The 15,610-nt window shown below is 32.0% G+C and carries 14 protein-coding genes; all 14 read left to right on the top strand.

Translation table 11 applies throughout. The annotated features are described in order from the left end of the window. Positions 1–6 precede the first annotated feature (6 nt). The 14 genes from murQ (at position 7) to K8M07_RS06555 (ending at position 14,770) form a co-directional block, all read left to right on the top strand. The gene (gene murQ / locus K8M07_RS06490) at positions 7–918 is read left to right on the top strand and encodes an N-acetylmuramic acid 6-phosphate etherase (protein ID WP_223377091.1); all 912 of its coding nucleotides are present in this window, start codon (positions 7–9) and stop codon (positions 916–918) included. Next, complete coding sequence (locus tag K8M07_RS06495) at positions 915–1,220, top strand: PTS sugar transporter subunit IIB (protein ID WP_223377092.1); 306 nt, start codon at positions 915–917, stop codon at positions 1,218–1,220. Before murQ ends, K8M07_RS06495 begins: the two co-directional genes overlap by 4 nt. Positions 1,221–1,232: 12 nt before the next feature. Continuing rightward, entirely contained in the window at positions 1,233–2,489 is a 1,257-nt protein-coding gene (locus K8M07_RS06500; RefSeq protein WP_223377093.1) for a PTS sugar transporter subunit IIC, read from the top strand. A 122-nt stretch (positions 2,490–2,611) separates the two neighbouring features. Next, positions 2,612–3,880, top strand: a complete 1,269-nt coding sequence (locus K8M07_RS06505) for a PTS sugar transporter subunit IIC (RefSeq protein ID WP_223377094.1) — start codon at positions 2,612–2,614, stop codon at positions 3,878–3,880. Between the two features lie 69 nt (positions 3,881–3,949). Continuing rightward, positions 3,950–4,282: a PTS lactose/cellobiose transporter subunit IIA gene (locus tag K8M07_RS06510; protein WP_223377095.1), complete on the top strand. Its 333-nt coding sequence runs from the start codon at positions 3,950–3,952 to the stop codon at positions 4,280–4,282. 1 nt (position 4,283) lies between these two features. Then, a complete protein-coding gene (locus K8M07_RS06515; protein ID WP_223377096.1) occupies positions 4,284–5,594 on the top strand; it encodes a 6-phospho-beta-glucosidase in 1,311 nt (436 codons plus the stop codon). Positions 5,595–5,601: 7 nt separating this feature from the next. Next, positions 5,602–6,387 (top strand): chitin disaccharide deacetylase, encoded by a 786-nt coding sequence (gene chbG / locus K8M07_RS06520; protein WP_223377097.1) that lies wholly within the window; start codon positions 5,602–5,604, stop codon positions 6,385–6,387. A gap of 539 nt (positions 6,388–6,926) precedes the next feature. Further along, a complete protein-coding gene (locus tag K8M07_RS06525; protein WP_223377098.1) occupies positions 6,927–7,841 on the top strand; it encodes a hydroxymethylglutaryl-CoA lyase in 915 nt (304 codons plus the stop codon). A gap of 445 nt (positions 7,842–8,286) precedes the next feature. After that, entirely contained in the window at positions 8,287–8,442 is a 156-nt protein-coding gene (locus tag K8M07_RS06530; protein ID WP_223377099.1) for a hypothetical protein, read from the top strand. An 84-nt stretch (positions 8,443–8,526) separates the two neighbouring features. Then, a complete protein-coding gene (locus K8M07_RS06535) occupies positions 8,527–9,969 on the top strand; it encodes an aldehyde dehydrogenase family protein (protein ID WP_223377100.1) in 1,443 nt (480 codons plus the stop codon). 29 nt (positions 9,970–9,998) lie between these two features. Next, positions 9,999–11,801 (top strand): thiamine pyrophosphate-binding protein, encoded by a 1,803-nt coding sequence (locus K8M07_RS06540; protein WP_223377101.1) that lies wholly within the window; start codon positions 9,999–10,001, stop codon positions 11,799–11,801. 105 nt (positions 11,802–11,906) lie between these two features. Beyond that, positions 11,907–12,386, top strand: coding sequence for a TRAP transporter small permease (locus tag K8M07_RS06545; protein ID WP_223377102.1), 480 nt, complete (start codon positions 11,907–11,909; stop codon positions 12,384–12,386). 18 nt (positions 12,387–12,404) lie between these two features. Continuing rightward, entirely contained in the window at positions 12,405–13,697 is a 1,293-nt protein-coding gene (locus K8M07_RS06550; protein WP_223377103.1) for a TRAP transporter large permease, read from the top strand. A gap of 23 nt (positions 13,698–13,720) precedes the next feature. Further along, positions 13,721–14,770, top strand: coding sequence for a TRAP transporter substrate-binding protein (locus K8M07_RS06555; protein ID WP_223377104.1), 1,050 nt, complete (start codon positions 13,721–13,723; stop codon positions 14,768–14,770). Positions 14,771–15,610 lie beyond the last annotated feature (840 nt).

Raw genomic sequence — 15,610 nt, forward strand, 5'->3', positions numbered from 1 at the left:
GTCACAATGAATTTAATAACTGAGAAATCGAACAACAAATCCAAGGATATAGATAAAAAATCTACTATAGAAATATTAAGAATAATGAATGAAGAAGATAAGTTAGTAGCTTATGCTGTTGAAAAAGAACTACATAATATTGCAAAAGCTGTAGATGGAATTATAGATACCTTCAATAAGGGAGGAAGATTAATTTATATTGGAGCTGGTACTAGTGGAAGGTTGGGTGTTTTAGATGCTTCAGAGTGCCCTCCTACTTTTAGCACTGATAAGGACCAAGTTATTGGGATTATTGCTGGTGGGGAAAAGGCGTTAACTGAAGCAATGGAAGGTGCAGAAGATAATTTTGAGGCTGGAGAAGAAAATTTGAAAAAGGTAAAATTGTCACAAATAGATACAGTTGTAGGAATAGCTGCTAGTGGCAATACCCCTTACGTATTGGGGGCCATCCACTATGCAAACAATACAGGTGCTAAAACTGTTGGGCTAAGTTGTAATGAAAATAGTATGCTCAGTAATGCTGCTGATATAGCCATTACTCCAATAGTAGGGCCCGAAGTTATTACAGGTTCTACTAGATTAAAAGCAGGAACTGCACAAAAAATGGTCTTAAACATGCTTACAACTGCATCTATGATAGGAATCGGAAAAGTTTATAATAATTTAATGGTTGATCTTAAACCATCTAATAATAAACTTATAAAAAGATCTAAAAGAATAATTATGGAAGCTACAGGTATTGAAGAGAAAAAAGCAGAGAGGTATTTGAAACTGTCAAAGAATAAGCCAAAAGTTGCAATAGTAATGGTTGAAACTGGGTATAGTTATGAAAAAGCGGTAGAGTCTCTTAATAAATTTGGTGGTTCAATATATAAGGCTATAGATAGTAAGTATAAAGCAGAGGAGGTGAAAGAATGATTAAGGTATTGATGGTATGCTCAGGGGGGATGTCAAGTTCTTTAGTTGTAAATACCATAAAAAAGGAGGCAGAAAAAGAAAATATTGAAATTGATATTAAAGCAGTAGGTACTGGTGAATACATTGATGAAGTAAAAGAAGATTGGGATTTAATACTAGTAGCTCCTCAGGTAAGACATAGATTTGAAGGATTTGAAGAACAGGCTAAGGAGGAAAATATCCCTATAGAACTTATTCCACCACAAAATTATAATCCTCTTGCAGGCGCCAAATTAATAAAACAAATTAAAAAGTATTTATGAGGAGGATAATTTATGAATAAATTATTCGAATGTATTGAAAAAGGTTTAATGCCGCCAATGATAAAAATATCGGAACAAAGACATTTAAAGGCTATACGTGATGGGCTTATAGCGAGTATGCCACTTATGATAATAGGTAGTATATTTCTAATTATAGCTTTTCCACCTATACCTGCATTAGCGGAAGTAATGGCACCTTTTATAGAAAATTTGACATTGCCTGTTCATGCTACTTTTGAAATAATGGGATTAATTGCAGTATTTGCAATAGCATATAATCTTGGAAAAAGCTACAATTTAGATGGACTTACATCAGGAATATTATCCTTATCTTCATTTATCCTTGTAACACCAAGAATTGAAGAAGGATTCCAAGTGGTATATATGGGAAGTCAAGGCTTATTTGTTGCAATAATAATAGCAATAGTTACTGTAGAAATATACAGATTAATAGTAAATAAAAATTTAATAATAAAGATGCCAGAAGGAGTACCTGAAGCAGTAGGACGTGCTTTTGGTGCATTGATACCTGGTCTTGTAGTTGTGCTAGTATTTTGGGTTATTAGACTATCTTTAAATAGTTTTTTTAAACTATCAATTTTTGATGTTGTCGAAAGAGTATTACAAACACCATTGAAACAATTAGGAGGGAGTTTTTTAGGAGGATTAATTGCAGTTTTATTGATTCAAGTACTTTGGTCAGCAGGAATACATGGTATATCTGTTGTAGCAAGTGTAATGGCGCCAATTTGGTATGCTCTAGCAGAAGAAAATGCAGCAGCTAAAGCTGCTGGTGAAGTATTGCCTAACGTTATGGGACAGCAAATGATGGCTATATGGATTGCTGTTGGAGGTTCTGGTATGGTATTGGCATTAGCTATTTTGTTTGTATGGAAAGCTAAATCTAAACATGTAAAGAGTCTAGGCAAAATGACAATATGGTCAAGTTTTTTTAATATAAGTGAACCTATAATGTTTGGAGCTCCAGTAGTAATGAATCCTATATTAATAATTCCATTTATACTTGCTCCTGTTGCTGTATATGTAATAACATATCTTGCTATGGCATTAAATATTGTCGGAAGATCATATGCGGTGGTTCCATGGACAACTCCAGCACCTTTTTCTGGAATATTAACTACTGGTGATTGGAAAGCAGGAGTATTGATGATAGTGGGTATTTTAATTTCTATGGCCATATATTATCCCTTTTTTAGAGTTTGGGATAATCAAATAGCTGAGCAAGAAGTGGAACAAAAATCATCTTAATATATAAATTTTAAGACAAACTGCTAATATAACATAGAACTTATTCCACCACAAAATTATAATCCCCTTGCAGGCGCCAAATTAATAAAACAAATTAAAAAGTATTTATAAGGAGGGTAATTATGAGTAAGTTTTTTGAATGGGTTGAAAGAATATTAATGCCACCAATGGCGAGATTATCTGAACAAAGACATCTAAGAGCAATACGTGATGGTATTGTGTCAACTTTACCGTTGATAATAGTTGGTTCTTTCTTTTTAATATTTGCATTCCCACCTATACCAAAATTAGCAGATAAGATGAGTCCAGAACTGGTAGAAAATATTCTAATACCATTTAGATTGACAATGGGATTGATGGCATTATATGCATCTTACGGTATTGGTTATAGTTTATCGAGATCTTATAAATTAGATGGAGTTTCAGGTGGAATTTTATCAATGGCTGCATTTTTACTGACCACCATTCCTCTTACTATGGAAGAAGTTGGATTTGTGCTACCGATGGGGAATCTTGGTGGCAGTGGGATGTTCGTTGCTATCTTAATGTCAATATTTGCTGTAGAAATAATGAGAGTATTACAGACTAAAAATATAATGATAAGGATGCCTGAAGGAGTACCTGATTCAGTAGCTAGGTCCTTTGAAGCTTTAGTACCAGCTGCGGTGGTAATACTCATTGTTTGGTTAGTAAGAGTGATGTTGGGATTCGATATTCAAACATTTATTATGAACCTATTTAAACCCTTAGTTAAGGCTGGAAATACATTACCAGGTATATTGATACCAATTTTATTAATTACTTTGCTTTGGGCGGCTGGTATACATGGAGTCTCAGTAGTAGGATCTATTGCTCGTCCAATTTGGATGGTGTTGTTAGATGAAAATATGACAGCATTAGCTGACGGTGCAAAGGTTTTACCAAATATCGCACCAGAGCCTTTCTTTCAATGGTTTATATGGATTGGTGGATCAGGGGCCACTTTAGGACTTGTATTTCTCTTCTTAATTTCAAAATCGGACTATTTAAAACGATTGGGAAGAACAAGTCTATTGCCTGGAATCTGTAATATTAACGAACCTATTATATTTGGTGCTCCAATAGTATTAAATCCACTATTAGGTATACCTTTTATCATTGGTCCAATTGTAACAGGAATTATAACCTATATTGCTATGTATTTCAATATGGTTGCTAGACCATCCATTACGCCTCCATGGACTTTACCGGCACCAATAGGAGCATATCTTGCAACAAATGGAGATTGGAGAGCAATAATTTTAGTTGTTGTCAATATATTAATAATGACAGCCATATATTATCCATTTTTCAAAGCATATGAAAAACAACTATTAAAAGAAGAACAGGGTAAAGATACAGTAACTGAATAATAAAAAGCACCAGTTATGCTGGTGCTTTTTACAGATAGATGTAATTATGGTATTGAAGGAGGTAAAAATATGAACAATTTAGAAGAAATAATATTTTCAATAATTATCCATGGAGGAAATGCCAGAGCTAAGTCTTATGACGCATTGAAAGCTGCACAAAATAATAATTTTTCTGATGCTGAAGTATTTATGATAGAAGCAGAAAAAGAATTAGGAAAGGCCCATAGAATTCAGACGGATATTATACAAAAAGAGGCTAATGGAGAAAAAGTAGATGTTTCCGTTTTATTTGTTCATGCTCAAGACCATTTAATGACTGCTATGGCTGAAAAGACTTTAATAGAAAATATGATAGATTTATATAAAAGAATTAATAGTTTGGAAAAGGAGGTAGAGGAGTAAAATGGAAGGATTAAAAATTGTTGTTATCGGTGGAGGTAGTAGTTATACACCAGAATTAATAGATGGATTTATTAAGAGAAAGGAAGAACTTCCAGTAAGAGAGATATATTTAGTTGATATACTTGAAGGAGAAAGAAAATTAAATATAGTAGGCAATTTAGCGATGAGGATGATTGAAAAGGCCAATCTTAGCACTAAAGTAATCTTAACTTTAGACAGAAAACAGGCTATAAAAGATGCAGATTTTGTTATAACTCAATTTAGGGTAGGTGGATTATTCGCTAGAGCTAGAGATGAGAATATACCATTAAGATACAATGTATTAGGTCAAGAAACTACAGGGGCAGGAGGATTTGCAAAAGCTCTAAGAACAATCCCTGTAATAATGGATATATGTAAAGATATAGAAGAACTATCCCCTAAGGCTTGGTTAATAAATTTTACTAATCCTGCAGGATTAATAGCTGAAACTATATTAAGGTATACAAATATTAAAGCCATTGGTTTGTGTAATGTTCCTATAAATATGAAAAATACTACAGCTAAAATGTTTGGGGTTGAGCCAGAAAGAATTAAAATGGACTTTATAGGATTGAATCATTTGTCATGGGCAAAAAAGATATATTTAGATGGTGAAGATATTACAAAGGAAGTAATAGAGAAGAATCTTGATGATGAATCATTAAATATGAATAATATTCATAATTTAAATTGGGACAAGGATTATTTAAGAGGTTTAAATATGTTACCAAGTCCATATTTAAGGTACTATTATATGATGGATGAAATGGTTGAAAAGCAAAAACAAGATGTAGAAGGAGGAAAAGGCACTAGAGCAAAACAAGTAATGAAGATTGAGGATGAGTTGTTCGAAATATATAGTGATCAAAATCTTGACATTAAACCACCTCAATTAGAAAAAAGAGGAGGAGCCTATTATTCAGAAGCTGCAGTATCGTTAATTAGCGCCATTTATAACGATAAAAAGGAAGTTCACACTGTGAATATCAAAAATAATGGATCTATTCTAAATTTAGATAAAGATGTAGTTATTGAATGTAATGCCATGGTAGATAAAACTGGAGCAACTCCAATGGTAATTGGTAATATGCCACCAATTATTTCTGGACTGGTAAACCATGCAAAAGCCTATGAACTATTAACCACAGAAGCTGGTATTACCGGAGATTATGTAAAAGCTTTAGAAGCATTATCTGCAAACCCTTTAATTCCGTCAGTCACTATTGCAAAGAAAATATTAGATGATATTTTAAGAGAAAATAAAAAATATCTTCCTCAATTTAGTAGGTGATAACTCGTTGACTACGGCGAAAGGAATGATAGTTAATATGAAAAAGGTAATTATAAATGCGGATGATTTTGGATTAACTTTGGGATGTAATAAGGGAATTATTAAAGGTATAAAAGAAGGGGTAGTTACTAGCACCACTGTAATGATAAATATGCCATATGCCTATGAAGGGCTAAAAGAGTTAAAAGACATATATTTTAAATCTGTAGGAGTTCATTTGACATTGACTTGTGGGGAACCGACGTTACCAACTGATGAAATACCTTCATTAGTAGATGATAATGGTAGCTTCTATAGGCGAAGAGCTCAACTATTTCCTAAAATGAATTTAGAAGAAGCTGAATTGGAGCTACGTAATCAAATAGAACTATTTATAAAAACTGGATTAATACCTTCTCATTTAGATAGCCATCACCATATCCATATGTATGATGGTCTAAGGAAGATAGTATCTAGATTAGCGAAAGAATACAAGTTACCAGTGAGATATGCAAATGAGGAAACGAAGGAATATTTAGAAAAAAACCAAATACTTACAACAGATGGTTTTTCCATGGAGTTTTATGGGAAAAAAGCTAAAAAAGATGAGATAAAAATGATATTGAATAATTTTGAAGGAAATATTATAGAAATTATGACTCATCCAGCCCTTTTAGATGACGATTTAATCAATATTAGTAGTTATAATATTGATAGAGAAAAGGAATTAGAGGTATTGACCGATAAAGGATTAATTAAGTGGCTAGAAGAAAATGATTTCCAGTTAATTGGATACAATCAATTAAAGGAATAATTTATATGGGTAAGTTATATAATTTGACAGATAAGGATAAGAGAAGTTGTTTGTAGGGTTAATGTCAGGAACTTCTAGTCCCTTTTAATGAATATTTGCTTTATAAGAGTCAAGATAAGAATATAGCTTCGCACAACATAGGGTGAACTGGCAATTTAGCTGATATAAAAGGTTAAAATAGATACAAAACAAGATACTAAAACAAAACTATTAATCAAATAGTAGGTAATTATAAGCAACTTGCATTATTGAGTGGGTAGTAGATAGAAAATTCGATGGAGAAGTGGGATTGAATCTTAGTTTTTCTGTCTAAAATTATCAACTTACCATTGATATAGGTATTAATACCTATATCAATGGTAAGTTTTTTTATTTTTATATAGAGCGCCTTTTCTATGATGAAAACAATAAAAATATAATAACAGAATCTTTCAAAAAATTAATTGACTTCATAGTAAATAAATGCTAAAATGAAAGTAAGTTCCACTATAATGATAAGAGTTCCGCTATAGAGAACTAATTACTTGGGGAGGTATATAATGAAATTACCAAAAAAGATTACAATTTGTGAAGTAGGACTAAGAGATGGACTTCAAAATGAATCTAAAATATTAACAGTTGATGAAAAAGTAAAAATTGCTGATTTATTAGTTGAAGCAGGCTTTAATGTTATCGAAATTGGCTCTTTTGTCCATCCAAAAACAGTGCCACAAATGGCTTCTACTGATGAAGTATTTAAAAACATCAATATGAATGATAAAGTTGAATATAGAGCACTTGTAGTAAACCTGAAAGGTGTAGAGAGAGCTATTGAATGCGGATGTAAAAAAGTTAAATTAAATGTTTCTGCAAGTAAAGCACACAATATAGCAAATATAAACATGACTCCAGAAGAAAGCGTTGCAAAATTTAAAGATTGTGTAGATTTGGCCACATCAAATGGAATTGAAGTGTCTGGATCAATATCTATGCCTTTTGGTTCGCCATGGGAATATAAGATTACAGCTGATGATGTAAAAAACATAGTTAATGCTTATGTTAATTTAGGTATAAAAGAAATTTCCCTATCAGATGCATCAGGAATGGCAGTTCCCAATCAAGTATATGAATTATGTATAGATATGAAGAAAACATTTCCAGAAGTTAAATGGATATTACATTTCCATAATACTAGAGGGTTAGGTATGGCTAATATATTAGCAGGTATGCAAGCAGGTATCACATGGTTTGATTCATCATTTGGTGGACTTGGAGGATGTCCTTTTGTACCAGGTGCTGCGGGAAATGTGGTAACAGAGGATATTTTACATATGTGTGATGAAATGGGAATAAAAACAGGTATTGATATAGATAAGAGCATATTAATTGCAAAAAAAATGGAAGTTCTATTGGGACGAGAATTATATGGATATTTATTAAAAGCAGGCAAAAATAGCGATTTAATAAAATATTGAGTTAGTTGTGTGAAAAAGTAGTTAACAGTTTTTGTTACAAAAATTAGTTGTATAAATATAAATAAATTATTTATTGTCATTAGAAATTATTAATAAAATTTCCTCGATATTTACTTTAATACATTCTAAAAAAGAAGACAAGCAGATCTACTACAAGATAAAAAAATTGAATTAATTAAGAAATGTATAGAAATTTAAAAATTGGAAGTTCTGATAAATTGAATGTTAAAGAAGCAACAATGCAGATGTTTAGGCAAAACAAAAAGTTTGTTAAATGAAAACGGTATCGAACTAGTATTATTTATGATATTTAAAGAGCTAGGAGTAGATATACTGAAAATGACAGTCATACCATAGAATTATGGAGATGTATTAAGTTATTAAATGAAACATATAAAGAGATGAAGCTATTAATGCTTCTTTTACAATAATATATATGGGAGAAATGGGAGTAGTAATAAAGATGGTTTTTTGCTTATTTGATTCAGATATGACGTATGCAGTTGGCAAAGAATCATCTACATCTAGTCAAATATTAATAAAAGATATTAATATAGTTTTAAATATATTTTTGGGAAAAGGTAAAACAATTTCTTATTGAAATTACTTATGTGAGTATATAATTGTTCTAATTTAGATTATATTATTTTATTTAATATATTCAATTAAAAAGGGAGGAATAGAAATGGAACTAAAAGCTAAAGGTTTAAAAGAAAAATATCAGGATTTAACTGATGAACAAATTATTGAACTCAAAGAAGTGTTTTCAAAAGCAAGGATAGCATTAAAAGAAATTGAAAAATTTGACCAAGAAAAACTTGACAAATTATGCCAAGCAGTAGCATGGTCAGTAGCTAATAAGAAAATTTTTAAGGAATTAACTGACTTAGGAGTTAAAGAAACAGGGCTTGGAGACCCAGTATCAAGGATGAATAAGAGATTTAAAATTAGAGGAATATTAAGAGATGCTTTACGTCAAAAAAGTGTTGGTTTGGTTAAGGAAATACCAGAGACAGGTATTTCAATATACGCAAAACCAGCAGGAATTATTGCATCGATTGTACCTACTACTAATCCTGCCTTAACACCTGCAGGAACAGCTATATATTCTGTTAAGGCAAGAGATGTTGTTATTTTTTCACCACACCCACGTTCAAAAAACACTACATTAAAGACTGTTGAGTTAATGAGGGAAGCACTTAAAAAAGAAGGTGTTAATCCAGACGTATTACAATGTTTAAAAGGAAATCCTAATAGAGCAATGGCTATGGCAGTAATGGGTGAGGCTGATTTAGTATTATCTACAGGTGGACAAAACATGGTAAGACGTGCATATGCTTCTGGAACACCAGCATATGGTGTAGGTGCAGGTAATTCAACAATGGTTATAGATGAAACAGCTGATATTGAAGAGGCAGCTAGAAATACTATGCTAAGTAAAACTTCTGATTATGGGTCTGGATGTTCTGCTGATGGTAACCTTATAATTGAAGCTAGTATCTTTGACAAAATGGTAACTCAACTTCAAAAAGAGGGAGGCTATCTAGCCAGTGAAGAAGAAAAAGAAGCATTAAAAAAAGTTATGTGGGATGAAAGTGGTAAAAGGCTTGCTAGTACAGTAGCTATACCACCTCAAAAGTTAGCAAAAGAAGCAGGGTTTGAAATATCGCAAGATAGAAAGTTTATTATGGTTATGGGAGATGGCATTGGAAAAGAACATTTCTTTTCACATGAGAAATTAACCACTTTACTAGCTTTATATAAATATGAAGAATTTGATCAAGCTCTTGAAATGGTCAGAGAAATCTACGAAGTAGGTGGTAAAGGACATTCATGTGGTATCTACTCATTTAATGAAGAACACATTCATAAACATGCATTAAATGCACCAGTAAGTAGAGTAATGGTTCGTCAACCTCAATCAAAAGCAAACGCAGGAGCCTTTACTAATGGAATGCCAATGACATCAAGTTTAGGTTGTGGAACTTGGGGGGGAAATATTACATCTGAAAATGTTAGTTTAAAACATTATATGAATTATACTTGGGTTTCTAAGCCTATATCAGAAGATAGGCCATTAGATGAGGAATTATTTGGCGAATATTATAATCCTGAAATGGAAAAGTAATAATAAATTTCATAAAGGAGCGAAAATAATTGAAAAAATTACTTTCACATCAGTTAATAGATTATTTAGAAAGAAGAGGCATTAAGCATGTATTTGGTCTTTGTGGGCATACTGTAATTGCTCTATTAGATGCCTTAGAAAAAAGTGAAAAGATTAAGTTTGTGTCAGTAAGACATGAGCAAATAGCAGCAACAGCAGCTGATGGTTATGCTAGGGTAACTAAAAAAGCATCAGTTGTATTTACTCACCTAGGACCAGGTCTTACAAACGCAACTACAGGTGTTGCTAATGCTGCCTTGGATTCAATTCCTATGGTTGTAATAGCTGGTGACGTTCCTAGTTATTATTATGGGAAGCATCCACATCAAGAAGTGAATATGCATTGTGATGGAGCTCAGTATGATATATATAAACCTTTTGTAAAAAGGGCTTGGAGACTGGATAGCCCAGAATTATTGCCAGAAATTCTTGATAAAGCATTTAGGTTGGCAGAATCAGGGAGACCGGGACCGGTGTTAATATCAATACCAATGGATATGTTTTCAAGAGAAATTGAAACTAGCCATTTTAAGAGGACTTATTATAATTCTCATTTTACAGCAAAACCTGCATTAGCAGAAAAAACAGCGATTGAAATTGCTAAAATATTAATTAAAGCAAAGAGGCCTCTCATTCATATAGGAGGACAAGCAGTATTTAACGATGCAACAGAAGAACTAACTGAACTTGTCGAGTTTTTAGATATTCCTATAACAAGAAGTCTCATGGGGCAAGGTGGTATTTCTGATAAACATCCACTACATGTTGGGATGACAGGATTCTGGGGGACAAACTTTGTAAATGAAATCTCCTCAAATGCTGATGTAGTGTTTGGTGTAGGAACTAGATTCGCTGAGGCTGACAGTAGTTCATGGTATAATGGAATAACATTTAGTGATAAATCTAAATTTATTCAAATAGACTTAGATCCTATAGAAATAGGTAGAAATTATCCTGTAACATTAGGAGCAGTAGCTGATCCTAAACAAGCATTAAAAATAATTTTGAAAGTTGCTAAAGAATTAAAGCCAGAAGGAATAGATAGACCGGAACTTAGAAAGAAAATTGCAGATTACAAAGCTAACTTTAAGAAATCAAATAAAGCAATTTCTGAAGATAATAGATTTCCAATGGCTCCACAAAGAATTTTAAAAGATGTAAGAGAAGTGTTTCCAGAAGATGGATTAATCTTTACAGATGTTGGTTGGAACAAAAATGGTGTAGCACAACAATTTGATATAATAAAGCCAAGTACAATTTTTCATCCAGGTGGATTAGCTACAATGGGATTTGGTTCAGCTGCAGTATTAGGAGCAAAACTAGCGGCGCCAGATAAAAAAGTTATTACATTAATTGGAGATGGTGGATTTGGCGCTAACCCTTCAGTTTTAGCAACTGCAGTAGAAGAAAATATTCCTATTGTATGGGTAGTTATGAACAACAACGCCTTTGGTACTATAGCAGGTCTTGAAAGTTCACATTATAATCATACATTTGGAACAATGTTTAAAACACCAAATGGAGAGCCCTACAATCCAGAGTGGGCTGAAGTAGCTAAGGCATATGGAATAAAAGCAAAGAAGATTACATCTGCTGATGAATTTAAAGATGCATTTAAAGAAGCCTTAGACTCAAATAAACCTTATTTATTAGATGTTCCTATGGAAAACATTCCAGTTCCTACTGATGGAATATGGAATATCAATGATATTTATACTCCAAAGGATAATGTAAAAGAAGGTAGACTGATGTATGGAGATGCTGAAAAATCTTTTCATGTAAGTACAAAATAATTTATTATTTCCTTGGTATTATCTAGGGGAAATGTCTCCCCTAGACTTAATACATATAAATTTCGTCATTAATATGATAACGTTACTTTTTTGGAGGTGAATAAATTGAATTTATTAAAATGGCTAGATGAAAATCTAGAAAAGTTTGTACTTGGTGTATTTCTATCCATAATGGTAGTTGTAATGGGCATACAAGTTGTGGCAAGATATGTATTCAATTCATCACTAACATGGTCTGAAGAGCTTACAAGGTTTATATTTGTATGGTCAGCATTTTTGACTCTTCCTTATACCATAAAGTTTGGTATTTCCCTAAAGATTGATCAGTTGTTAAATTTATTTACAAAAGATATAAGAAAAGTTTTAAATATAATCAGCCATATTCTTATGTTAGTTTTCTTTATCTTTATGCTTTATAATGCAACCGATGTTGTACGGTCAGCAATTAATAGTGGGCAAAGAAGTCCAGCAATAGGTTTACCAATGTATCTTATACAAGTCTCTTCAGTGGTAGGATTTGCACTTACTATAGTGAGGGTATTACAATCTTTGGTTATTTATATTAGGACAACAGAAAAAGTTTAGAAGAGAGGAGGAGAGTTTTTGTCATTAAGTTTATTTTTTCTAATTTTTGCAGTTTTATTATCGATAGGGTTACCAATTGGAGTTGTCTTAACAATGACAGGTATTTCCCCATCATTATTAAATTCTAGTTTTGCAGGAAATGCCCCAATGATAATTAGGTCAATGTTAAGTGGAGTTGATAGTTTCCCGCTCTTAGCTGTACCTATGTTTATTATATCAGGAATTATAATGGCACGTGGGAAAATATCTGAAAAGCTTTTTAATATGTTTGCGTTTTTCGTAGGGAAGAGGACAGCTGGACTGCCAATAGCTGCTATAATCACATGTTTGTTTTACGGTGCAATATCGGGATCTGGACCTGCCACAACAGCAGCAGTAGGTTCTATGACTATTCCAATATTAGTTGGATTAAATTACGATAAGACATTTGTTACATCTATGATTGCTGTGGCTGGTGGTCTTGGAGTAATTATTCCTCCAAGTATTCCTTTTATTTTTTATGGAATGTCTTCAGGGGAGTCTGTGGGTAGATTGTTTGTAGCTGGTATTATACCAGGAATACTTATAGGTGGGATATTATCAGCATATGCAATTTATTATTGTAAAGAAAGAGGTGAAGACAAAGATAAGCTCAATGAATTTACTAACAGTCTTAGAAGTGAGGGGTTATGGAGCGTATTTAGAGATAGTTTTTGGGCACTGTTATCCCCAGTAATAATTCTTGGAAGTATCTATAGCGGCATTGCTTCACCAACAGAAGCTGCTGCAATATCAGTGTTTTACTCATTATTCATAAGCATATTTGTATATAAGACTATTAAAATTAAAGATATACCATCTTTATTAGTTGAAAGTGTTAACTCTTATGCTCCTATTCTGTTTATACTAGCTGCAGCTATGGGATTTGCGAGAGTTTTAACTTATTTAAGAGCACCACAAATTATAGCGAAAGTGATAACGTCAGTAGCCTCAAACTCAGTAGGAATAATGTTAGTAATAAACGTATTGTTACTGTTTGTGGGTATGGTTATGGATACAACTCCTGCCATATTAATATTGACACCAATTCTTTTACCGTTAGCTCAAGCCATTGAGGTGAATCCAATACATTTTGGTGTTGTCATGGTTGTAAACCTAGCAATAGGTTTTGTTACTCCTCCTATGGGTGTAAACCTATTTGTTGCTAGTAGTATATCAGATATTTCAATAGTTAAGATAGCAAAAGCAGCTATGCCATTCATAATAGGATTTTTAATTGCATTAACACTTGTCACATTTATACCTCAATTGAGTTTACTATTATTGCAATAATAAATAGGGAAAGGATGAAAAAAATGAAAAAGGTAAAAAAAAGTATTAGTATAACTTTAGTATTAGCTATGTTAGTTTTAACATTAGCAGGATGTAGTGGAGAAAAAGTTGATACTTCAGCAACTGATAGAAATGAGGATAATACAGCATCAAATTATTCATTTGATTTAGCTATAGACAGTCCAGAAGATACAGTAACTTATTTATTTGGTAAAAAATTTGCCGAATTAGTTGAAGAAAAATCTAATGGAAGAATAAAAATAGAAGTGTATTCAAATGGACAACTTGGTGGGGATAGAGAAATTGCTGAAAGTGTTCAAAATGGAGATTTAGCTTTTGTAGTTCAAAATACAGCTCCACAAGTAAATTTTGTACCAGAAGTAGCAGTATTTGACTTGCCTAATTTATTCCCAAATGCAGACGTAGCGAGAAAGGTTTTAGATAGTTCTTTCTTTGATCAAATAGCAGATAAATATGAAGAGAATGGAATAAAGTTACTTGCTTATGCTGATCAAGGTTTCAGAGTAATGAGTTCAAATATAAAAGTAGAAAAAATTGATGATTTTAACGGCCAAAAAATTAGAACAATGGAGAATCCTTATCATTTAAAGTATTGGGAATCATTAGGTGCTAATCCTACTCCAATGGCGTTTGCAGAAGTTTACATCGGATTACAACAAGGTACAATTGATGCACAAGAAAATCCATACGAAGTTATAGTTTCTTCTAAATTTTATGAACAACAAAAATATGTTATAAATACAAACCACTTACTACATTTACTTTCATTAATAACTAGTCCCCAAATTTTCAATGATTTATCTGTTGAAGACCAACAAGTTATATTAGATGCTGCTAATGAAGCAAAAGTATGGGCTAGAGGGCACGCTGATAATAGAGTGGAAGATAGGGCTAAGATAATAAAGGAAAACGGTGCTAAAATAGTTGAACTTAGTGATAAATTAAAACAAGAAATGGCTGAAAGATCCCATTTAGTATATGATGAAATTGAAAATGCAGTTGGAAATGAACTAGTTTATTCTATTTTAAAAGCTATTGAAGAAGCTCAATAATTAAAATATGTATGAGGTTTATGGGGGGATCATCATAGGAACTGTTGTAATAGGTTTAGTAGGTAGTGGACATGCTTCTCATTTACATTTTTACATTGTAATGGCTACAAAAGTGTTAATGGTGTAAATGTAAGGAAAAAATAGATGTAATTGATATTGTAATCCCTCCATGCTGTATAAGGAAATGGTAATCAAAGTATTTAACACCGAAAATCATATTATTTGTTTATCTGTGAAAAAAACATAAACAATTACTTCAGACAAAAGGAGACGAAACTCTATCGAGAAAAGAATCATACAAAAAGAGTCAAGAACAATTAATAATGTATGCAGAAAATTTTGTATATGTTTCCAATATTCAAAAAATTGTCAAAACAAGAAGTAAAGAGAATTGTATTTTGTTTATGAAAGTTTTTTTATGTTAAGTACTAGTTAGGAAGAAAAGGGCAGAAAATAAAATTTTAAACTTAAAGGTTTTTTGACGACTTGTAAAAGAAATATTTTTTTAATTGTAACAGTGTTATTTTGGTTTTCTTTATATGCATATATACCTCAAAAGACAAATTATTCTGATGAAAAGAAAAAGTTATTAGCTACACATTGGCCTTACAATCAGTGTATAGGTTGTCAGAAGATATTAATTGTTTTGCTATTTTATTAGTGAATCCAACTAATAAAATAAATATCTTATAAATTAGGATATAGAAAATTAAGAGTGATATATTTTGATGGCAATAAAAAAAGAACGGCAGAATGTTTAGAAATTAAGTAATTGCGAAACTCTTTCTAAAAACTGAATAATAGGAATATAGATCCTTCAAAAATAAGTTTCAAGAATAG

The sequence above is a fragment of the Schnuerera sp. xch1 genome (assembly GCF_019931165.1).
Taxonomy (GTDB): domain Bacteria; phylum Bacillota; class Clostridia; order Tissierellales; family Tepidimicrobiaceae; genus JAIOUP01.

Bases quoted from the DNA above. Each gene is read 5' to 3' on its own strand.
- murQ (WP_223377091.1), top strand. From the start codon at position 7: ATGAATTTAATAACTGAGAAATCGAACAACAAATCCAAGGATATAGAT.
- K8M07_RS06495 (WP_223377092.1), top strand. From the start codon at position 915: ATGATTAAGGTATTGATGGTATGCTCAGGGGGGATGTCAAGTTCTTTA.
- K8M07_RS06500 (WP_223377093.1), top strand. From the start codon at position 1,233: ATGAATAAATTATTCGAATGTATTGAAAAAGGTTTAATGCCGCCAATG.
- K8M07_RS06505 (WP_223377094.1), top strand. From the start codon at position 2,612: ATGAGTAAGTTTTTTGAATGGGTTGAAAGAATATTAATGCCACCAATG.
- K8M07_RS06510 (WP_223377095.1), top strand. From the start codon at position 3,950: ATGAACAATTTAGAAGAAATAATATTTTCAATAATTATCCATGGAGGA.
- K8M07_RS06515 (WP_223377096.1), top strand. From the start codon at position 4,284: ATGGAAGGATTAAAAATTGTTGTTATCGGTGGAGGTAGTAGTTATACA.
- K8M07_RS06525 (WP_223377098.1), top strand. From the start codon at position 6,927: ATGAAATTACCAAAAAAGATTACAATTTGTGAAGTAGGACTAAGAGAT.
- K8M07_RS06530 (WP_223377099.1), top strand. From the start codon at position 8,287: ATGGGAGTAGTAATAAAGATGGTTTTTTGCTTATTTGATTCAGATATG.
- K8M07_RS06535 (WP_223377100.1), top strand. From the start codon at position 8,527: ATGGAACTAAAAGCTAAAGGTTTAAAAGAAAAATATCAGGATTTAACT.
- K8M07_RS06555 (WP_223377104.1), top strand. From the start codon at position 13,721: ATGAAAAAGGTAAAAAAAAGTATTAGTATAACTTTAGTATTAGCTATG.